At 68.4% G+C, this 21,565-nt stretch carries 15 protein-coding genes; 7 read left to right on the top strand and 8 right to left on the bottom strand.

The features are described from left to right. The first annotated feature begins 19 nt into the window (after positions 1–19). A complete protein-coding gene (locus ACFCV3_RS27400; RefSeq protein ID WP_376034525.1) occupies positions 20–3,256 on the top strand; it encodes a DUF2961 domain-containing protein in 3,237 nt (1,078 codons plus the stop codon). On the opposite strand, the gene ACFCV3_RS27395 is transcribed toward ACFCV3_RS27400, so the two are convergent. Together ACFCV3_RS27395 and ACFCV3_RS27390 are read right to left on the bottom strand one after the other, a co-directional pair. After that, positions 3,253–4,131, bottom strand: a complete 879-nt coding sequence (locus tag ACFCV3_RS27395) for an alpha/beta fold hydrolase (RefSeq protein WP_376034523.1) — start codon at positions 4,129–4,131, stop codon at positions 3,253–3,255. The genes ACFCV3_RS27400 and ACFCV3_RS27395 overlap by 4 nt on opposite strands. Positions 4,132–4,150: 19 nt before the next feature. Next, entirely contained in the window at positions 4,151–5,641 is a 1,491-nt protein-coding gene (locus tag ACFCV3_RS27390; protein WP_376034521.1) for an MFS transporter, read from the bottom strand. Between the two features lie 107 nt (positions 5,642–5,748). Here ACFCV3_RS27390 and ACFCV3_RS27385 point away from each other — a divergent pair, with 107 nt between their 5' ends. After that, entirely contained in the window at positions 5,749–6,501 is a 753-nt protein-coding gene (locus tag ACFCV3_RS27385; RefSeq protein ID WP_376034519.1) for a ParA family protein, read from the top strand. Positions 6,502–6,638: 137 nt separating this feature from the next. Here the strand turns inward: ACFCV3_RS27385 and ACFCV3_RS27380 are convergent, their stop codons facing one another. Further along, entirely contained in the window at positions 6,639–7,556 is a 918-nt protein-coding gene (locus ACFCV3_RS27380; RefSeq protein WP_376034517.1) for a DUF4349 domain-containing protein, read from the bottom strand. 86 nt (positions 7,557–7,642) lie between these two features. Beyond that, positions 7,643–10,393 (bottom strand): DEAD/DEAH box helicase, encoded by a 2,751-nt coding sequence (locus tag ACFCV3_RS27375; protein ID WP_376034515.1) that lies wholly within the window; start codon positions 10,391–10,393, stop codon positions 7,643–7,645. 287 nt (positions 10,394–10,680) lie between these two features. Between ACFCV3_RS27375 and ACFCV3_RS27370 the strand changes: the two genes are divergently transcribed. After that, complete coding sequence (locus ACFCV3_RS27370; RefSeq protein WP_376034513.1) at positions 10,681–11,361, top strand: ferritin-like fold-containing protein; 681 nt, start codon at positions 10,681–10,683, stop codon at positions 11,359–11,361. Positions 11,362–11,415: 54 nt separating this feature from the next. Beyond that, positions 11,416–12,618 carry a glycosyltransferase gene (locus tag ACFCV3_RS27365; RefSeq protein ID WP_376034511.1) on the top strand — a complete coding sequence of 401 codons (1,203 nt, stop codon included), beginning with the start codon at positions 11,416–11,418 and terminating at the stop codon, positions 12,616–12,618. 12 nt (positions 12,619–12,630) lie between these two features. Here ACFCV3_RS27365 and ACFCV3_RS27360 read toward each other — a convergent pair whose 3' ends face one another. From ACFCV3_RS27360 to ligD, 4 genes are all read right to left on the bottom strand, one after another. Next, positions 12,631–12,903 (bottom strand): GlsB/YeaQ/YmgE family stress response membrane protein, encoded by a 273-nt coding sequence (locus tag ACFCV3_RS27360; RefSeq protein ID WP_376034509.1) that lies wholly within the window; start codon positions 12,901–12,903, stop codon positions 12,631–12,633. A 144-nt stretch (positions 12,904–13,047) separates the two neighbouring features. After that, positions 13,048–13,275, bottom strand: coding sequence for a DUF3107 domain-containing protein (locus tag ACFCV3_RS27355; protein ID WP_132410086.1), 228 nt, complete (start codon positions 13,273–13,275; stop codon positions 13,048–13,050). Between the two features lie 141 nt (positions 13,276–13,416). After that, entirely contained in the window at positions 13,417–14,049 is a 633-nt protein-coding gene (locus ACFCV3_RS27350; protein WP_376034507.1) for a TetR/AcrR family transcriptional regulator, read from the bottom strand. Between the two features lie 111 nt (positions 14,050–14,160). Then, positions 14,161–15,087, bottom strand: a complete 927-nt coding sequence (gene ligD / locus ACFCV3_RS27345) for a non-homologous end-joining DNA ligase (RefSeq protein WP_376034505.1) — start codon at positions 15,085–15,087, stop codon at positions 14,161–14,163. A gap of 50 nt (positions 15,088–15,137) precedes the next feature. On the opposite strand from ligD, the gene ACFCV3_RS27340 reads away from it, so the two are divergent. From ACFCV3_RS27340 to ACFCV3_RS27330, 3 genes are all read left to right on the top strand, one after another. Further along, positions 15,138–16,052, top strand: a complete 915-nt coding sequence (locus ACFCV3_RS27340) for an alpha/beta fold hydrolase (RefSeq protein WP_376034503.1) — start codon at positions 15,138–15,140, stop codon at positions 16,050–16,052. A gap of 142 nt (positions 16,053–16,194) precedes the next feature. Beyond that, positions 16,195–18,522 carry a hypothetical protein gene (locus ACFCV3_RS27335; RefSeq protein WP_376034501.1) on the top strand — a complete coding sequence of 776 codons (2,328 nt, stop codon included), beginning with the start codon at positions 16,195–16,197 and terminating at the stop codon, positions 18,520–18,522. A gap of 246 nt (positions 18,523–18,768) precedes the next feature. After that, a complete protein-coding gene (locus ACFCV3_RS27330; protein ID WP_376034499.1) occupies positions 18,769–21,402 on the top strand; it encodes a Calx-beta domain-containing protein in 2,634 nt (877 codons plus the stop codon). Positions 21,403–21,565: the final 163 nt, after the last annotated feature.

The raw sequence follows: 21,565 nt of genomic DNA, 5'->3' as shown, positions 1-21,565 counted from the left end.
CCCCTTGAGGAGACAGTCGATGTCCGGACGCTTCCGCCTGCCCGTCGCCGTACTGACCGGGCTGGTCCTGGCCGCCTGTCTTGTCGTGCCGGCCACCGCCGCGGCTCCCGAGAGTGTGGGGAAGGGTGCGGTCGGCTGGGACACGCTGCGCCAGCTGGACCGGTTGCCGTATCTGTCCGCCGGGACGAGCACCCGCCAGTTCTCCGGATTCGCGCGGAACGGTAGCAACAACGACGGGTTCGACGGCGCGGACTCGTGCTTGCGGCAGGTCGCCGCCGGGTGCGTGATCGCCGAGGACGCGGGGCCTGGTCAGATCGACTCAATCTGGTTCACGAGGTTGCGTAACGACGTTCCGGACGTCACCGACACCGGGACGATCGCGATCACGCTGGACGGTACGACGGTCTTGAACCGGTCGCTGAAGGACGTCACCGACGGCCGAGTCGGTGCGCCGTTCGTGCACCCGCTGGTCGCCAACGCGTCCCAGGCGGGCGGCGGTTTCCAGATCAAGGTGCCGATGGCGTACCGGCAGTCGATGCAGATCGTGGTCCAGCACAATCCGTTCTTCTACCACGTGAACTACCGCCACTTCCCGGACGCGGACGGCGTGACCCGGTTCGACCCGGCTGATCCGGCGAACGACGTACTGACGACCTTGCGCGCGGCCGGTACGGCGGACCCGAAGCCGGCGGCGACCGGATCGACCACGGTGGGGCAGACGCATCCGGTCGGTGCTGGGCAGGAAGTTGCCTTCGGCACCGTTCAGGGGCCGGGTGCGATCAGTGCGTTGCGGATGCGGTTCGTCGGGGTGACGCCGTCGGACGCCGTACTGGCGGGGTTGCGGTTGCGGATCGCGTTCGACGGCCGCCGTACGGTCGACTCGCCGGTCGGGGAGTTCTTCGGTACCGGTCTGGGCGCGTACTCGGTGAAGTCGCTGATGTTCGCTGCCGATCCTGCTGCGGGCGGCTGGTTCACGACGTGGTGGCCGATGCCCTACCGCGAATCGGCCGCGGTTTCGCTGGTGAATTCCACCGGAGCGGCGGTCGGCACCGTCGAGCTGCAGCTGACGAGTGCACCGGACACAAAGTGGAGCACTGATCTCCTTCCGGGCGGCCCAGCGGCTTACTTCACCGCGGTCTCGCACAGTGGCAAGACTGCGTGGGGTGACGACTGGGTGGTTGCCGATCAGACCGGCCGCGGCAAGCTCGTCGGGGTCGCGCAGACGATGGCGGGTGTCAATCGCGGGTACCTCGAAGGTGATGAGCGGGTTTACCTCGACGGATCGATGTCACCGCAGCAGCACGGCACCGGCACGGAGGACTTCTACGAGGCGGGTTGGTACTTCGCCGGGGGTCGCTACAGCGCGGCCTTCACCGGCAACACCGCCCACGAGGTGGGGAACGCCGGCTGTGCACAGGAGTGTGATGCCGTCTACCGCCTGCTGCTGACCGAGGCGATCGCCTACGACTCCGCACTGCGCTTCGGCATTGAACATGGTCAGCAGAACGACTGGTTCGCCGACTACGGCTCGACCGCCTTCCTCTACACGCAGCCCACGGTCAGCACTCGCGAGACCGATGCCCTGGATCTGGGTGACTCCGCGGACCGGACTGCGCACCAGTACGCCGACAGTGGTACCTCGGCCACGCTGAACAGCGTGGCCGAGGGGGACTTCGATCATCTGCCGATCACCGATCAGGTCCGCTCCGGCCAGGGGCCGATCACCTTCCGGATGGCTGTCGATCCCTCGAACCACGGTGTCCTGTTGCGCCGGATCTCGGATCAGGCGCAGAAGTATCAGGAAGCCGCGGTCAGCGTGGACGACGTACCGGTCGGGACCTGGCGGCAGCCGCTCGGCAACGGGACCATGCGTTGGCTGTCCGACCAGTTCCCGCTGCCTGCTTCGGCGACCGCCGGCAAGAGCAGCGTCAAGGTGACGATCACACCAGTTGGTACCTGGACCGCGGCCCGCTATCTCACGGCGAGCATTGTCGACCCGTACGCGGCCGGTGGTGGGTTGGATGCGGCTGGCGGCTTGACGGCGACGCCTCGTAAGCACGCGGTGCTGCTGAACTGGAACCCGGTGCTGGAGGCAACGTCGTACCGGATCTACTCGGCGGCCACGGCCGACGTACCGGTGACACCCGCGAATCTGATCGGGACCGCGCCGACACCGGGTTTCCTGCACAAGTCGCTCAAGGGTGGCCAGCAACGGTTCTACAAGGTGATCGCGGTCGATGCCTCGGGCAACCTCGGAACCCCGGCGGTGCTGGAGTCGGCGGCGAAGCTCGCGACGGTTTCCGATGTCGATGCCGATGGCAAGGATGACATCGTGACGTTCCTTCGGGGTGACGCGGCCGATGTGTATGTCGCGAAGTCGACCGGTAGTAAGTTCGGCGACGGTAAGCTGTGGCACTCGTCGTTTGCGGTCGGCAACGAGATCCCGGCGACCGGTGACTTCAACGGCGACGGTCGCGACGACATCATCACGTTCACCCGCGGTGTGGCCGCGGACGTCTGGGTCTCGCTGTCGAACGGCGTCGACGGCTACCTCCCGGCCACCAAGTGGCACGACCATTTCGCGGTCGGCGACGAGGTGCCGATGGTCGGCGACTTCGACGGCGACGGTCGCGACGACATCGTGACGTTCACCCGCGGCACCACCCACGACGCCTACGTCTCGCTGTCCGACGGTGGCCGCTTCGTCCAGGACAGCTGGCTCTGGCACGGCGACTTCGGCTGGCCGGGCGAACTCCTCGACATCGGCGACTTCGACGGCGACGGTCGCGACGACATCGTCACCTTCACCCGCGGTACGACGGCCAGCGTCTTCGTCGCCCTGTCGGACGGCAAGTCGTTCCTCGGCACCACCTGGAAGTGGCACGGTCACTTCGCCATCAACACCGAGACCCCCGACGTCGGCGACTACAACGGCGACGGCCGCGACGACATCGCCACCTTTGCCGGCGGCACCTCAGGCGACGTCTACGTAGCAACCTCGACCGGCACCGCCTTCACCGGCGACGGCGACCTCTGGCACACCTTCTTCGCCCCAGCCCCCGAAGCCCCCGGCTCAGGCGACTTCAACGCCGACGGCCGCTCCGACATCATCACCTTCACCAGAGGAACCGCAGGCGACGTCTTCGTAGCCCCCTCCAACGGCCAAGCCTTCACCCCCGACCCCCAGGCCCCCCTCTGGCACGACTACTTCGCCCCCAACACCGAGTGGCCGGCCCCCTCGGCCTTGCGGCCTTAGACCGCGTTGTTGAAGGTGGCTCGGTCGTGGAAGAAGTCGACCAGGAGGCGGGCGGTGGCGGCTGGTTGTTCGATGGCGGGGGAGTGGCCGGCATCGGGAACCATCTCGGGCTGGATACCGAGGCGCTCAGCCACCTCGTTCTGGACGGACAGCGGCCAGCCGTCGTCGGTTTCGCCGTACACGAGTTGGGTGCGGACGCCGGCTTTGGCCAGGCGGTCGGTCTTGTCCACAGCGTCAGTCAGGTGGCGGGTGATCGCGGCCAGACCGATCGGTGAGTTGCTGACGAAGCGCTTGCGGACGAAGGCTGCGATCTCCTCGGGCGGTTCGACGTACGCGGGGTGCTTGGCGTCGTGTTCCAGCTTGAGGTCGTAGACCTGCTCGATCGGGAGGTTGTCCAGACCGAAGGCGAGCATCTGGAGACCCTGCAGCGTCTGCTCATCCGTGAATCCGGCGGGACCGGTGCAGAGCAGGGTCAGCGTCGAGAACACCGACGGGTCGATCAGCACCGCCTCCCGCGCGACCAGTCCGCCGAACGAGTGTCCGACCAGTTGGCTGTAGCCGCCGAGCGCCACGCTCATCGCCACCACGTCGGCGCCCAGTGCCTCCAGCGTGTACGCCGACGCCTCGTCCGGACCGGGGGTCTCGAACTGGCCCCGCTGGTCCACACCCACCGCGATCCACCCGTACCGAGCCAGGTGGTGGAGCAGCGGAGTGAAGTCCTCCTTGCTGCCGGTCCATCCCGGAACGAGCAGCACGGTACCGAGCGGCGTACCGATCTCGGGCACTGCCCGCAGGGTCGCGAAGGAGCCGCGGTCGGTCTCCAGAGTGGCTGGATGAACCCCGTCCGGCAGCGTCATCGTTCGTGGCGTACTCACAGGTAAAGAGAGTAGCTGCTCAGTCGGTCCGGACCAGCTTGGCTGTCGCCACGGCGAGTACGACGATGATCGCGGCACTCATCAGCACGGCCAGCTGCACGCCACCGGTGTAGGCGTCGCGGGCGCTGGCCAGCAGCTCCTGCGCGACCGGGCCGGGCAGACTCTCCGCCGCGGCGATCGCACCGCCCAGAGTGTCCCTAGCAGACTCTGCCGCGCCGGCCGGCACAGTCACCGCAGCCCGGTACGCCGCTGTGACCAGGCTGCCGCCGATGGCGATCCCCAGTGCCATTCCGAGCTCGGTCCCGGTCTCACCCATGCCCGACGCGACCCCTGCGCGTTCCCGCGGTGCGCTGCTCACGACTACGTCGTACGTGAGTGCAAGCACGACCTGGATCCCCAGACTGACCACCGCCAGGCCGATCACCACCGGTAGCCGTCCAGCGGTGGCCATCAGGGCCAGTCCGGGTACGGCGACGATGAAGCCGACTGTCATCGCCGTACCGGCGCGGAGGTGGCGGACGACCCAGGGCGCGGCCAGTGTGCCCACGATGCCGGTCACCATCATCGGCAGCATCCAGAGTCCGGCCTCGAGCGGTGACATCCCCAGCACCAGCTGGAAGTACTGCACTGTCAGGAACTGCAGTGCGGCCAGCACATAGAGGCCGAACATCTGCGCACCGAGGGACGCACTGAACGCAGCCCGCCGGAACAGGCGCAGATCGACCAGAGGCTCAATCAGACGGAGCTGACGGCGTCCGAACACCCAGCCGAGCGCTACTCCGACCAGAGCGATGCCCAGCGTGGTCAGGTGCGCCTCACCCTTCGCCGTCTCCTTGATGGCATAGACGACCGCCACGATCGCGCCTGTGGAGAGCGCAACGCTCAGCAGATCGATCCGGCCGGCCTTGGGGTTGCGGAACTCCGGCAGCAGTAGCGGTGCGGCGATCAGTAGCAGCACCAGCGGCGGGACGCCGATCAGGAACACCGAACCCCACCAGAAGTGGTCGAGCAGCACCCCACCGATCAGCGGGCCGGCCATACCGCCGACCATGAAGTTCGTCATCCAGATCGCGATCGCCAGCCGCCGCTGGTCCGCGTCCTGGAACATGTTGCTCAGCAAGGAAAGTGTCGACGGCATCAGCGTCGCCCCGGCCAGCCCGAGCAGGGCCCGGGCCGCGATCAGCAGCTCCGGACTGGTCGCGAACGCGGCCAGAACCGAGGCGGCCAGGAACCCGGCCGCACCGATCATCAGCAGTCGACGTCGGCCGATCCTGTCACCGACCGTGCCCATCGTGACGAGCAGACCGGCGACCACGAAGCCGTAGACGTCGACGATCCACAGCAGCTGCGAAGAGCTGGGGGAGAGGTCCGTGCTGAGTACGGGCGCGGCCAGGTGGAGCACTGTGGCGTCCAGCCCGAGCAGCATGGTCGGCAGCGCCAGGACGGCGAGGCCGAGCCACTCGCGCCGGCCGGCCCGCGCACTCACGGGAGAGATCGTCGATTCGCTCATGCCCGCCATGCTGGGAGTTAAAGTGCCCTTGAGGTCAAGAGCGGGGGGTGATGGCCGGGACACGGACGGATGTCACCGGGCGTTCCGCAGTGCGGCACAATGGCCGGGTGCCTCCTCGCACTCTCGCGGTTGCCAACCAGAAAGGCGGCGTGGCCAAGACGACCACCGTCGCCACACTCGGTGCTGCCCTGTCCGAACTCGGGCAGCGTGTACTGGTGGTCGATCTCGATCCGCAGGCCTGCCTGACCTTCTCGATCGGCATCGACCCCGAGGACCTCGACAAGTCGCTGCACCACGTGCTGCTCGGTGGGGTGCAGGCGCGGGACGTGCTGATCGAGTTCGACGAGGGCCCGGATCTGCTGCCCGCGACGATCGAGCTGGCCACCGCGGAGGTGCAGCTGGCCCGCGAGGCCAGCCCGGAGCAGGTGCTCCGGACGGCCTTGCGCTCCGTGCGCCCGTCGTACGACTGGATCATCGTCGACTGCCCGCCCACCCTCGGCCTGCTGACGGTGAACGGGTTGTCCGCGGCAACCGACGTACTGATCCCCTTGCAATGCGAGACCTTGGCCCATCGTGGCGTCGGGCAACTACTCGACACCGTGCACGACGTCCAGCAGCTGACCAACCCCGGCCTGCGCGTCCTCGGCGTACTGCCGACCCTGTACGACGGCCGCACGACCCACGCCCGCGCCGTCCTCGAAACGATCGCCGAGACCTACTCGCTCGACGTCCTCGCCCCGGCGATCCCGAAGTCCATCCGGTTCGCCGAGGCCCCCGCCGTAGGCGAAACCATCCTCACCACCGCCCCAACCTCCCCCGGCGCCAAGGCCTACCGCACCCTGGCCACCACCCTCCTCTAACCGCGGCCACCCTCCGCCGGGCACGAGTCGCGACGGGGCAGACGGCCGGATATCCGCTCGTGTTGCCCCTTCTGAGGTCTTGTGAAGACGGGAGAAGGGGCACGACGGACGGATATCCGTTCGTGTGTGGGGAGGTGTTAGGGGGCGGCGGATTCTGGTTGGGGGGTGGTGGGGGCTGGGCGGCGGAGGCGGCGGCGGAGCCACAGGGCTGGTACGGCGAGGAGGGCCAGCAGGATGGCGAAGGGGAGTACTGCGCCTAGTGCGGTGGCCAGGGCGGAGAAGGTGGCGGTGAAGGCGTCCCAGCCGCCTTTGAGGCCGGCGACGAAGCCGTTGTCCGGGTCGGTGTCGGGTGGCGGGGTGTGTTTGCTGGTCAGGGTCAGGTTGAGGGTGGCCAGCTCGGTCTGGAGGGCGAGGTTCTTCTGCTTGGCGAGCAGGGACTCCAGGTCGGCCTCGCGACGGGTCAGTTCGGACTCGACCGAGACGATCTCGCCGATCGTGTTCGCCTTGGCGAGCAGGGCGCGCATCCGGTCCAGGCTGGCGCGCTGGGTACGGATCCTGCTGTCCACGTCGACGACCTGTTCGGTGACGTCGCTGGACTCCTGGTGGATCTGCAGCCGCTTGCCGAGCTTGGACAGACCGTCGATGGCGGCGTCGTACGACGTACTGGGCACCTTCAGCACGAGATTCGCCCTGGAGATGTTGCCGTTCGCGTCGTCGCCGGTGTTCTCCGAGGCGACCTGGCCCTTGAGGCCGGTGATCACCGTGATTGCCTCCTGCCGACGCTTGTTGACGTCATCGGCCTCGACGGTGAGCGAACCGGTCTTGATGATCGCCCGCGTCACGGTCGGCTGATCCGCGACCGGAGCCTTCGGCTGGGCCTGGCCACCAGCCGCCTTGCCGCCGCTGTCACTCGCGGCGGCACTCTCCGGCTGCTGCGCCGTACCGCCTCTGCTGTCGCTGGCCCCGGTCGCGTTGTCACCGCCGGACGCTCCACAACCTGCCAGCAGTATTAGACCTACCGCGGCCAGCACAGCCGTCCCACCCTTGCGCCTCATCACCCAGCCCCTCTCATGTGGTTTACGTCCTGGGGACGCTCCACGAGGGGCTGGGTGTTGCAGCGCGAAATTACAGCTTGGTCACTTCACCGGCGCGAGGCCGGCGCCTTCTTCGCAACCTTCTTGGCGGGCGCCTTCTTCGCAACAGCCTTGGCCGGCGCCTTCTTCGCGACGGCCTTGGTCGGTGCTGCCTTCTTGGCCGTGACCGCCTTCTTCGCGGGCGCGACCTTCTTGGCAGGTGCCTTCTTAGCCGGTACGGCGGTCTTGGTGGCAGCCGCCTTCTTGGCCGGAGCCGCCTTCTTGGCAACCGCCTTGGCGGGCGCCTTCTTCGCGACAGCCTTGGCCGGGGCCTTCTTCGCAACAGCCTTGGTCGGTGCTGCCTTCTTGGCCGTGACCGCCTTCTTCGCGGGCGCGACCTTCTTGGCAGGTGCCTTCTTAGCCGGTGCCGCAGTCTTGCTCGCAGCCACCTTCTTAGCCGGTGCAGCCTTCTTGACCGGTGCGGCCTTCTTGGCAACCGCCTTGGCCGGAGTCGCCTTCTTGGCCGGTGCAGCCTTCTTCACGGGCGCGGCCTTCTTGGCAACGGCCTTCTTCGCCGGTGCCGCGGTCTTGGTCGCAACCGCCTTGGCAGGTGCAGCCTTCTTGACCGGAGCAGCCTTCTTGGCAGCAGCCTTGACCGGAGTCGCCTTCTTGACCGGGGCAGCCTTCTTTGCCGGTGCCGCCTTCTTGGCGGGCGCTGCGGCCACCGCGGTCTTCTTCGCGGGCGCCTTCTTGGCCGGCGCCGGTGCAGCGGCGGTCTTCTTGGCCGCCACCTTCTTGGCCGGTGCCGGCGCGGTGGTCTTCTTGGCAGCAGCCTTCTTGGCCGGTGCAGCCTTCTCAACCGGTGCCGGAGCAGCCGCGACCTTGGCCGGAGCCTTCTTCGCGGGCGCCTTCTCGACCGGTGCCGGTGCAGCGGCGACCTTCTTGGCCGGGGCCTCGGTCACCTTGGCCGGAGCCTTCTGAGCCGGAGCCTTCTTGGCCGGGGCCTCGACAGCCTTGGCCGGCGCCTTCTCGGCAGGTGCCTTCTGGGTCGGGGCCGGGGCCTCGAAGAGCGGTGCCTTCTGGGCCGGGGCCGCAGCTGCGACCTCGGCGACCGGCGCCGGTGCTCCACCGGACGACCGGCGCGAACGCTGCCGCCGTGACGGACGCTCAGCAGCACCATCCGCTGCGGGCTTCTCCGCCGCGACAACCGCCGGAGCACTCGTCTCGACCGGAGCAGCAGCCTGCTCCGGAGCGGGCGTCGTACCGGCGTCGGTGGCTACCGCGCCCTCGACCGGACGGTCCCCGCGGCGCTTGCGGTTGCGGTTCCGCTTCCGCTTGCGTTCACGCGGCGCCTCGCCCCCGGCGTTCTCGACCGCACTGTGCGCGACAGCAGCGGTCTCGACCGGGGTGGTCTCGTCGGCCTCGCGGGCCGGCGGGACGTGGGTCTTGGTGGTGACGTCGGCGTTCGCCTCGAGCGGCTGCCCCTGGCGGGTGCGCTTGCGGGTCCGGTTCTTCTTCCGGTCCCGGCCGTGCCCGTGTCCATGGCCGGACTCGGAGCTGTCCTCGGTACGGCGGTGCTTGTCCCGTCCCGGGCGTTCCGCGCGGGGCTCGCGCTCCTCGCGGTCGGCGGCCGGCTTGATCCGGCCCTTCGCCTCGCTCGGGATGCCCATGTCGTGGTACAGCTCGGGCGACGTGGAGTAGATCTCCTGCGGCTCGTCGTACGGCAGGTCGAGAGCCTTGTTGATCGTCTTCCAGCGGACCAGGTCCGCCCAGTCGACGAACGTCACCGCGATCCCGCTGGCCCCGGCGCGGCCGGTCCGGCCGATCCGGTGGATATAGGCCTTCTCGTCCTCGGGGCAGGTGTTGTTGATGACGTGCGTGACGCCCTCGACATCGATACCCCGGGCCGCGACGTCGGTGCAGATCAGGACGTCGATCTTGTCACCGCGGAACCGGGTCAGCGCCCGCTCGCGGGCCTGCTGGTTCAGGTCGCCGTGGATCGCGGCGGCCTTGAAGCCGCGGTCGATCAGGTCGTCGGTCAGCCGGCCGGCCTCGCGCTTGGTCCGGCAGAAGATCATCACCCGGCCGCGGTCGTCGGCCTGCAGGATCCGGGCCACCACCTCGGGCTTGTCCAGATCGTGTGCCCGGTAGACGAACTGTGCCGTCGTCGGGACCATCTGGGTGTCCTCGTGGGACTCGGCCCGGATGTTCAGCGGGTGCCGCATATGCGTGCGGGCCAGGCCGATCACGGCCGACGGCATCGTTGCCGAGAACAACATTGTCTGCCGGAGCTCAGGAGTCTTGCGCAGAATGCGTTCCACGTCCGGCAGGAAGCCGAGGTCGAGCATCTCGTCGGCCTCGTCCAGCACCAGAACCTTGATGTGGCTGAGGTCCAGCACACCGCGGTTGGCCAGGTCGAGCAGCCGGCCGGGCGTGCCGACGACGACGTCGACGCCGGTCTTCAGCGCGTCCAGCTGGGGCTCGTAGGCGACCCCGCCGTAGATGGTCAGGATCCGCACGGAGCGGACGGTGGACGCGGTGACGAGGTCCTTGGCGACCTGGATCGTCAGCTCGCGGGTCGGGGTGACGACCAGGGCCTGCGGCTTCCCCGGGGCGGCGAGCTCGTTGTAGTCGGGCTCGCCGGGGGAGATCGTGCGCTGCAGCAACGGAATACCGAAGCCGAGCGTCTTACCGGTCCCGGTCCGGGCCTGGCCGATCAGGTCGGTGCCCAGCAGGGCTACGGGGAGCGTCATTTCCTGGATCGGGAAGGGCTCCACGATGTTGACGCGGTCGAGCGCGTCGCAGATCTCGGGCAGCACGCCGAGCTCTCGGAAGGTGGTCAGGCTGATCGCCTCTCACATGCTTGTACGGACAGTGGCCGGGCGCCAGAGGCGTGTATGCCTCGTCAGAAGAGGCGCGGGGACACTGTGCAAGCACCTCGCACCAGCGTGCCCATGTGGGCGCGTCACCGGCGAATCGCTCACCAGTGTAACCGCAACTTGCGTCAATGCCGTTCCGTGTGGTTCGTGCCACGACACGCATGGGACACGCATCACCCGCCCGGCACCCGTTCTGGCAGCCCTCGAACACAGATAAGGTGCCGGGCATGGAACAGACGGCCTTCGACGACCCCGCCTACCGGGCCGCGGCGGTGGACCTGCTGGGAGTCCTCGCGTACGGCGAGCTGACCGCCTTCGAGCGGATGGCCGAGGACGCCAAGCTGGCACCGACCCTGAACGACAAGGCGGAGCTCGCTGCCCTGGCGACCACCGAGTTCGGGCACTTCCAGCAACTCCGGGACCGGCTGGTCGCGCTCGGGGTGGACCCGATGGAGGCGATGCAGCCCTTCGTGACGCCGCTGGACGCCTTCCACGACCACACCGCGCCGTCGGACTGGCTGGAGGGTCTGGTCAAGGCGTACGTCGGGGACGGCCTGGCCAACGACTTCTACCGCGAGATCGCGTCGTTCGTGGACGCGGAGACCCGGGGCCTGGTGCTCGAGGTGTTCGCCGACTCCGGGCAGGCCGAGTTCATCGTGGACCGGGTCCGGGCCGCGATCGAGGACGACCCGAAGCTCGGCGGCCGGCTGGCCCTGTGGGGCCGCCGGCTGGTCGGCGAGGCGCTCAGCCAGGCGCAGCGGATCGCCGCCGACCGGGACTCGCTGACGGCCCTGCTGGCCGGCAGTGTGGACCGGCCCGGGCTCGATTTGGCTGCCATTGGCCGGATGTTCACCCGACTGACGGAAGCTCATACGGCGCGGATGACTGCGCTTGGCCTGCAAGCCTGATTGCATGTTTCTCGTTTGTTGTTGACGGGGGTCGACGCCGGAGAGCCTGCCTGCATGACACTGTCCTTCCGCCCGGTCCGCCTGGGCATCTACTCCGACACCCTGGTTCCGCGGGCCGATGGTGTGGCCGTCTCGCTGGAGGCCGCCGGACGAGCGCTGTGTGAGCTGGGGGTCCAGCTCGAGGTGGTCGCGCCGTACGGCGCCAAGAGTCACCAGAGCAGACTGCCGATCCGGTCGGTACCGGGCACCGAGACCTGGGGCCGCGACTACCGCCTGGGCATGCTCCCCCCGACCCGGAACAAGCCCGAGTACGACGTCGTCCACGTGCACACGCTCGGCCCGATCGGGGTGTCCGGCCTGTACGCCGCGTGGCGCCGGCAGCTCCCGGTCGTCCTGACCTGGCACACGGATCTCGAGGTCTACCGCCAGCACTACCGGGAGATCCGGCTGGCGATGTGGCTCGCGGGCAAGGCCTGGCGGGTCGGCCTCGGAGCGCCGCGCGGCTATCAGCGCGAGTGCACCGAGGTGCAGAACCTGCTGCGCGCCGTCGACCTGGTCGTCGCACCGACGGCCAAGGTGCAGCAGCAGCTGGACGACCTGGGCTGTGAGGCGCCGACGGTGGTGCTGCCCAGCCCGACGCTCCCGATGCCTGCTCCCACCCTGTCCGCCTCCGAGATCCGGCAGCAGCTCGGCCTCGGGGCGCAGGATCCGATCGTGCTGTCGGTCGGCCGGTTGAGCGGCGAGAAGAACGACGAGTTGCTGCTGCAGTCGTTCGCCGAGCTGCTGCGGATCCGGCCGGATGCCTGCCTGGTCATGGTCGGCGGCTACAGCGACCGGCGCCGGGTCAACGAGCTGATCGACCGGCTGGGGATCGGCCCTCGGGTGCGGATGCCCGGCGTACTGCCGCGGGCCGAGCTGGCGGGGTACTACCTCGCGGCGGACGCAGTGGTGATCGCTTCGATCTCGGAGACCCAGTCGCTCGTTGCGCACGAGGCCGAGGCGGCCGGCTGCCCGCTGGTGGTTGTCGACCCGTGGCTGTTCCGCGGTCACGAGCGGACCCGGACGTTCGCCCCGGCCGAGGCGGCGCCGCTGGCTGCAGTCGTCGCTCAGGTGCTCCGTGCGCCGGACACCCAGCGCTCGTGGGCGCCGCGGTACCGGCCGGCGCCGCGTGAGCACGCCGAGAAGCTGCTGGCCCTCTACGAGCAGCTGGCATCACAACGGCCGCCTGCCCCAGGTGGGGTGGCGGCCGTCGGGTGAGGCGTTCTGCGGTCAGGTTGCCCGCGGTTTGCGGGCGGCGATGATCGCGATGACCACCGCGGCGCAGATGATCTGGATCAGGTACTGGATCCAGTCCGGGCCGTCGGTGTCCTTGATGTCGAGGAAGTAGGCGATCAGACCACCGATGAAGGCGCCGATACCGCCGCCGAGGATGGTCCAGCCGAGACTGATGTTCTGTTTGCCGGGAAGCACGAGCCGCGCGAGCGGCCCGAAGATGATGCCGGCGAGCAGGCTGACGATGATCATCCAGATCCAGTAACCCACGGTTCCTCCTTGTGAAGGTGACGGACCTGCGCCTGGGCGGCGCCCCGTAGCTACCAGACCACTACGACGCAGGTCTCACCGCACATGGTGCCCACCGAACCGGATTCCGGAACCCGGACACGCGCGTCCGTGTCCAGAACGGGATCAGATCGCGCCGAAGCCGACCTTCCGGATCGAGACCTCACCGATCTCGACGTACGCCAGCCGGTCGGCCGGGACCAGGATCCGGCGGCCCTTGTCGTCGGTCAGCTCCAGCAGGTTGCTCTTCCCGCTGAGTGCGTTCGACACCTGCTCCTGTACCTCGTCCGGGCTCTGCTCACTCTCGAGCACCAACTCACGATTGACGTGTTGCACGCCGATCTTGACCTCCACGAAACCCTCCGGGCACGCTCCGACCGGCGGCTCTCGCCGGTGACGGTTCGAGCCTATCCGCTGCCGGCCCCGGTCTCTCACCCGTCCGCCCAAAGCAGAACGAGCACCGGTACGGCGTGGGGCCGCGTCAGCCCGTCGTTGTCAGCCGTCGGTGCGCGGGAAGCCGCGGATACCGCGCCACGCGAGCGAGGCGACCAGGTCGGCGGCCTGCTCCTGCGGCAGCGAGCCCTGGTCGGACGAGGCCAGCCAGTAGCGCGCGCTCACCTGCGCCTGACCGACCAGGCTGACGGCCAGCACCATCGACTGCTCCCGGTTCAGGCCGGCGTCCGCGCTGATCACCTCGGAGACCGCCTCCGCGCACGCGATGGTGACGCGGTCGACGCGCTCCCGGACCGCCGGCTCGTTGGTCAGGTCGGACTCGAAGACCAGCCGGAAGGCGCCCTGTGCGTTCGCGACGTAGTCGTAGAACGCGTGCACAGTGGCCGCGACCCGCTGCTTGTTGTCGTCGGTCGACTTCAGCGCTTCGTGCACCGAGGCGACGATGGCTTCGCAGGAGGTGTCCAGCAGCGCCAGGTAGAGCTCCAGCTTGCCGGGGAAGTGCTGGTACAGGACCGGCTTGGACACACCCGCGCGGTCGGCGATGTCGTCCATCGCGGCGGCGTGGTACCCGTTCGCGACGAAGACCTCCTGAGCCGCCTCGAGCAGTTGCGCGCGGCGGGCCAGCCGGGGCAGGCGGCTGCCGCGTTTCGGTGCGGTCTCCGGTGTCGTCGACACGTCGGCTCCTTCGGTGGTGCGGCACCGGTGGCAGGAAACGCCGCCGGGTCGTAGGCCGAATCCTACCCACCGGTCCTCCCGGTCAGTAGCTTCCCCACCGGATGGGCCTGCTCAGGACGGCAAGGGCCGCGGGTCGTCGTACAGCTCGGCCAGGACGTCGCCGTACTCCTCGATCCGGGCCAGTACCTCGTGCGGGAGGAACTTGAGCTCCTCCGGAGTGGTCGTCGCGGCCACCTCGTCCCAGTCGATCGGTGTGGAGACCCGGGGCTCGTCGGAACCACGCAGCGAGTACGGCGCCAGCGTGGTCTTCGCACTGGCGTTCTGGCTCCAGTCGATGAAGACCTTGTTCGGCCGGAGTGCCTTGGTCATGTTCGCCGTGACGTCCTCGGGCAGGGCCTCGGCCAGCTGCTCAGCGAGCTGTTTGGCGAACGCACTGGTCCGCTTGGACGACGCTGGCTCGATCGGCACGTACAGGTGCATGCCCTTGTTGCCGGACGTCTTCGGCCAGCCCTCCAGCCCGTAGTGACCGAGCAGCTCGCGCAAGGCGAGTGCGACGTCGCAGCACTCCACTATGGTCGCGCCCGGACCCGGGTCGAGGTCGAAGACGATCAGGTCGGCCTGCGGGTCACTACCGTGCTCCGAAAGACCGATCCGCCACTGCGGCACGTGCAGCTCGAGCGCTGCGAGATTCGCGAGCCACACCACGGTCTGGACGTCGTCCGCCACCACGAAGTCCGCCTCGTCCCGGCCGGTCGAGCTACCGGGGGTCGGCAGCGTCTCGGTCCGCACCCAGGCCGGCGTACCGCGCGGTGCGTTCTTCTCGAAGAAGTACGACGCGTCGGTGCCGTCCGGCCACCGCTTCCGGGTGAGTGGCCGGTCGGACAGGTGTGGCAGCAGCAACTCGGCGACCTGGTGGTAGTAGTCGATCACCTCGGCCTTGGTGAACCCGGTCTGCGGATACAGGACCTTGCCGAGGTTCGTGAGCTTCAAAGTCTGCCCGTCGACCTCGGTCGTCACCTGCTGCGACGCTGCTGCCATAAGTCCCAGTCTCCACCCAGGGCAGGTACAAGCGTCCTACCATGGGACTCGTGGAGAGTTACGGGGCGGTAACCGGCACCGATGTGCCGTTGGCGACACAAGAATGGCCGGCTCGCCAGGTGCCGGTCGCAGGCGTGGACCTGCTGGTCAGAGACGTGCCGGGCGCGGCGGCGGAGCTACCGCCCGCGCTCTACGTGCACGGCCTGGGCGGCTCGTCGTTGAACTGGACCGCGCTCGGACTGCTGCTCAACGACACCGTGCGGGGGATCGCCCCCGACCTGCCCGGCTTCGGGCGGACGCCGTTGTCCGGTCCGACCGGGATCTCCGAACAGGCCGACGTACTGGTGAAGCTGTTGGAGAGCGAGTTCGACCAGCCCGCGCATGTCTTCGGTAACTCGATGGGCGGGGCCGCAGCGGTGGCTCTGGCGGCTCAGCGGCCCGATCTGGTGGCGTCACTCACGCTCGTGTCTCCGGCACTACCTCACCCGCGGGTGTCGGCCAGTGCGCTGTGGTTTGCCGCATTGGCGACGCCAAGGCTCGGACCGGTGGTTCTGGAACGCGCACAGCGGTTGCCGTTCGATCGGCGGTTCCAGGCGTCGCTGGCGATGGTTTTCGGCGATCCGCGGGCCCTGCCGCCCGAGGTGCGCGCCATCTACGAGGCCGAGCTGCACCGGCGTGACACCGACCCGTGGAACATGCAGGCGACCACCGACGCAGCCAAGAGCATCCTGCGCTCGTCACTGGCGCCACCACGCAGGTCGCTCTGGGCGGACGCGGCCAGCGTCAAGTGCCCGGTCCTGCTTGTGTACGGCGGCCGCGACCGGCTGGTCGACGCGCGCATCCGTACCAAGGCGCAGCGGACCTTCCCGGACGCGCGGTTGCTGTACCTGCCGAAGTCCGGTCACGTCGCTCAGATGGAGCACCCGGAGCAGGTGGCGGCCGCGTTCCGCGACCTGGTTCGTTGAGTGTGCTGAAACTGCAGCAGGGTTGAGATCGGACCGAATGCGCTAGATCCGTCCACCTTCCACTCGCACGGGCTATCTCATGGAGAGCTGGTCCGTCGACGAGAGGAAGACCGTGCGCGTTCTGGGCACAATCACCCTGGGCATGGCCGCAGTACTGGCAGTCGGGCCGGTCGTGGCGTCCGCTGCACCGCCTGCTGCGAACAGCTGGGACGTGCAGCAGGTGCCGACGGGCTACCGGGTCACACTGCGACTGGACGAACCAATGGCGATGCGTGCGTCACGGCCGCTGCTGGCCGTGAACGGGAAACCTCTCGGTGTGGCCCAGCAGTCGGCGGACCGTCGGACGCTGACTCTGATCACTACCGACAAGGCCGCTGCTGACGCGCGTGACGTCCAGCTGATGTGGCCGGGGGACGTGAATAAGGGTGTCCGCTCGCTGGCCGACGGACCGACGGACGCGTACTGGCTGAACGCGCGGAAGGGTCCGCTGCTCAAGGACGACCCGGGGACGCTCGGCAAGTACAAGGTCGAGACGGCGGAGTACAACCTGGGTGACGAAGCGGTCCTGCTGCCGGGGCTCGGTCAGAAGTCCGAGGTGGCCGGCAAGGTCTACGCCCCGGTCGGAGCTGCCGGTCAGCGTCCGCTGGTGGTCTTCCTGCACGGCCGCCACGAAGCCTGCTACGGCGACGATCCGGCCCCCAGTGACAAGCCCTGGCCCTGTCCGAAGGGCGCCAAGTCGGTCCCCAGCTACCGCGGCTACGACGGCCCCGCGAAGGCACTCGCGAGCAACGGCTACCAGGTCGTCTCGATCAGCTCTAACGCGATCAACGCCTACGACAACGACGTGTACGACAGTGGTGCGCAGGCCCGGGCCGAGCTGGTACTCGATCACCTGGCCCTGTGGAGGAAGTGGTCGACCGTCGGTGGCGGTCCGTTCGGTACCAAGTACGTCGGCAGGGTCGACCTGCAGAACGTCGGTCTGATGGGTCACTCGCGAGGTGGCGAAGGCGTCGTACGCGCAGCCGTGGTGAACGCCGACCGCGGTGGCCAGTACGGCGTCCGCGCCGTACTGCCGCTCGCACCGGTCGACTTCGCCCGCTCTGCCGTGCCCGGCGTCGCCATGAGCGTCCTGCTCCCGTACTGCGACGGCGACGTGTCCGATCTGCAGGGGCAGAAGTACTACGACGACACCAGGAGCTCCATCACGGGTGATGGGGCCGCCCGCTCCACGGTGACCGTGCTGGGGGCGAACCACAACTTCTTCAACACCGAATGGACACCTGGGCAGTCAGTAGCGCCATCCATGGACGACTGGGGTGGCGAGGGCAACAGGGCGCCGTGTGACGCCAAGTACGCCGGGCGGTTGAAGGCGAAGGAGCAGCAGGCGGTCGGTACGGCGTACGTGGCTGGGTTCTTCCGGCTGCAGCTGGGGAGGGAGAAGCAGTTCCTGCCGCTGTTCGATGGGTCTGATGCCCGTGCGGCGTCCGCTGGCAAGGCCGTGGTGCGGGTGGTCGCGCAGGCGCCGTTGGCATCGCGGCGGGACGTGACCGCCTTCGACAAGGCACAGCCGAAGGGTGCGGTAACCGGCAAGGCCACCGCGGTGGTCTGCATCGGCGAAGCACCCAACCCCGCGCGGACCGCCACGCCGCCATGTCTGCTCACCAACTCACCCGGGAACGCGCCGCACTGGGATGCTGCCTACTACGCACAGCACGCTCCGACGCTGGCGGTCACCCGGCTGTCCTGGACCGACAAGAGTGGCGTACTGCGGCTCAACCTGCCGACTGTGCAACGTGACGTGCGCAAATACGCCGCACTGTCGTTCCGGGCCGCACCAGACCCCACCAGTACGCCGAGGACCGACCTGACCGTCCGTGTCGTCGACGGCCGGGGCCGGGCAGCCGCCGTACCGGTCTCCGCAATCAGTGACGCCCTCACGCGGTTGCCGGGGAACGAGTCCGTGGGACTGCCGAAGAACCTGCTGCGCACCGTGCGGATCCCACTGGCATCGCTCAAGGGCGTCAACCTTCGGGACGTCCGGACGATCGAGCTGCGGACCGATCGGGTCGCAAAAGGTTCGGCGTACCTGAGTGACCTGTCCTTCTCGTCACCTGGCCTCGGGGTCACCGCAGTCACAGCGCCGAAGGTCGCGGTGGCGGACGTCACAGTGAAGGAAGGCGACCGGGGGACGACGTACGCGAACTTCGTGGTGCGGCTGTCCAGGCCGTCCATCCGGCCGGTCATCGTGTACGCCGAGACCAGCCTTCCGTTCGCGGACGTGATGCCGGTGCGTGACGTGGCGCAGATGGTCGTCTTCAAACCTGGACAGGTCCGGCAGACCGTGCGGGTGCCGGTGCAGGCGAACACCCGCGACAACGACGACGTCAGGTTCGACCTGGCACTGTCGGCGCCGCGCGAGGCACTGCTCACCAGGAACTTCGGGCACGCGCTGATCCTCGACGACGACTGAGTCGAAGCTGTCGCAGGACTGAGACGAGATCGAGCGGCTGGTCAGGTCAACTTTCCTCTCGCCCACGAAGTCGTTCTTTGTGGTCTGTTTCGTCGAATCGAGAGGACAACTGTGCGAGAGATCGGCAGATTGAGGCACCTGTCGCTGGGGATGGTCGCACTATTAGGGGTGGGGTTGATCACGGCGCCGTCCGCGTCCGCCGCGCCGCCGCCGGCACCAACCATTGCTCAAGGCAACAATTGGGACGTGCGCCCGGTGGCCGACGGCTACCAGCTCACCCTCCGGCTGGGAGCGCCGGCGCCGATGCGTTCGGCACTGCCGCTGCTGGCCGTGGACGGGGAGCCGATCGGGGTGGCCAAGCAGTCACCCGATCAGCGCACGCTCACCCTCGTCACCACCGACCCGGGCGTCCTGAAGGCCAAGGACGTCCAGCTGGTGTGGTCCGGTGACGTCGGCAACGACGGCAAGAAGGCGCAGGCCCGCGGTAAAGCTGCCGCCGGGCCGAACGACGCCTACTGGCTGAAGCCGCGACTGGGGGCGCTGCTCAAGGACGACCCGGCCAAACCGGGCAAGTTCAAGGTCGAGACGTCGGAGTACAACCTCGGTGACGAGGCGGTCTTCCTCCCCGGACTGGGGCAGAAGTCCGAGGTCGTCGGCAAGGTCTACACGCCGGTCGGCGCGACCGGCAAGCGGCCGTTCGTGCTGTTCCTGCACGGCCGGCACTCGTACTGCTACGGCGGTGACGAGACGGAGCCGGCCAAGCCGTGGCCGTGCTCGAACGGCGCCAAGCCGGTGCCGAGCTACCGCGGGTACGACGGCGCCGCGCAGGCGCTGGCCAGTAACGGCTACCAGGTGGTGTCGATCAGCTCGAACGCGGTCAACGCGTACGACGGCGATGCGTACGACGCCGGTGCGCAGGCGCGGGCCGAGCTGATCCTCGATCACCTGAAGCTGTGGAAGAAGTGGTCGACCACCGGCGGTGCGCCGTTCGGTACCAAGTACGTCGGCAAGGTCGACCTGCAGAACATCGGTCTGATGGGCCACTCGCGCGGCGGTGAGGGTGTCGCCCGGGCGGCCGTCGTGAACTCCGATCGTGGTGGCGAGTTCGGCATCCGTGCGGTGCTCCCGCTGGCGCCGGTGGACTTCGCCCGCTCGACCGTGCCGGGTGTCGCGATGAGCGTCATCCTGCCGACCTGTGACGGTGACGTCTCCGACCTGCAGGGTCAGAAGTTCTACGACGACACCCGCTACTCGGTCGCCGGTGACGCGGCCACGCGGTCGACGGTCACGGTGCTCGGGGCGAACCACAACTTCTTCAACACCGAGTGGACCCCCGGCCAGTCCGAGGCGCCGTCCGGTGACGACTGGGGTGGTGACGAGAAGGCCTCCCCGTGCGGCGCCAAGTACGCCGGGCGCCTGAAGGCGAAGGAGCAGCAGGCGGTCGGTACGGCGTACCTGTCCGGCTTCTTCCGGCTGCACCTGGGCCACGAGAAGCAGTTCCTGCCGCTGTTCGACGGCTCTGATGCCCGTGCGGCGTCGGCCGGCCGGGCCGTGGTGCGAGTGGTCTCGCAGGCGCCGCTGGCGACCCGTCGGGACGTGAATCGCTTCGACCAGGCGCTGCCGAAGGGTGCGCTGACCGGCAAGGCTTCGGCGGCCACGTGCTCCGGTGTGAGGCTGCAGCAGACGCGGGCGGCGACTCCGCCGTGTGTGTCGACCGATGGCTCCGGTGACTCACCGCACTGGGACGCTGCCTGGTTTGCAGCCCGTACGCCGACCATGGTGGCGACGCGACTGTCATGGCGCGACAAGACCGGCGTACTGCGGTTGACCCTGCCGGCTGTACAGCGCGACGTACGGAAGTTCGCCGCTTTGTCGTTCCGGGCGGCTCCGGATCCGGCTGGTACTCCGAAGACCGATCTGAGTGTCCGAGTGGTCGACGGCAAGGGCCGTGCGGTCTCGGTGCCGGTGTCGAAGGTCAGTGACGCTCTCACGCGCCTCCCCGGCCTGAAGGAGAACGGTCTGCCGAAGAACCTGCTGCGGACGGTCCGGATCCCGCTGTCCTCGCTGAAGGGCATCGACCTGAAGGACGTGCGTGCGGTCGAGCTGCGGACCGACAAGGTCGCCAAGGGCACGGTGTACCTGAGTGACCTGGCCTTCTCCTCGGCCGGCGTCGGTGTCTCGGCGCCCGCGGTGAAGCTGCCGAAGGTGTCCGCCTCGGACGTCAAGGTCAAGGAAGGCGACAAGGGCACCCAGACCGTCGACTTCTCCGTGCGGCTCAACCGCATGAGCACCCGGCCGGTCAAGGTGTACGCCGAGACCTCCGGTGACCTCGGTGCCACGGTGGGTGACGTGGTGCGCACGGTGGTCTTCAAGCCGGGGCAGGTCAAGCAGAAGATCAGCCTGCCGGTGAAGTCGAACACCCGCGACAGCTACGACCTGAAGTTCAATCTGGTGCTGTCGGTGCCGCAGGACGCCCTGCTCGACAAGTCGTTCGGGCACGGCGAGGTCATCGACGACGACCCGACGCCGACCCTGACGGCCGGGAACCTGACCGCGGCGGAGCAGAGCGGTGACGCGCGCTTCCCGCTCAAGTTGTCGGCGCCGAGCGACCGGTACGTCACCGTGCACGGGGTCCTGAAGGACGGCACCGCGGTGCTCAAGCAGGACTACGTGAGCGAGTACGACGAGTGGGATCCCGGTACCCGGACCATCGACGGTGGCATCGAGCCCGGGCAGACCGTCGGTCAGGCGACCGTGAAGCTCGTCGACGACAAGGTCAAGGAGCCGGCCGAGACCTTCTCGGCGGTCATCAGCGAGGCCGACGGCGGTGAGATCAAGCTCCCGGTGACTCTCACCGCGACGATCACCGACAACGACTGACAGGTGCTCTCACCGTGCCGGGCGTCCTGGGGGCGCCCGGCCCGGTGCTGTCTGAGGGCTGAGACATCGGTCCCGCGATGCGGACCCTGGCTGGGGTGGCCGGAATTGTGCGGGAACATGGAGAGCAGGCCGATGGTTGAACCCCGGACAGCCTGACTCGAAC

It is taken from the genome of Kribbella sp. NPDC056345 (genome assembly GCF_042262745.1).
GTDB lineage: Bacteria > Actinomycetota > Actinomycetes > Propionibacteriales > Kribbellaceae > Kribbella.
Note: the sequence above shows the minus strand (reverse complement) of the source record. Positions and strands in the feature narration are given on the sequence as shown.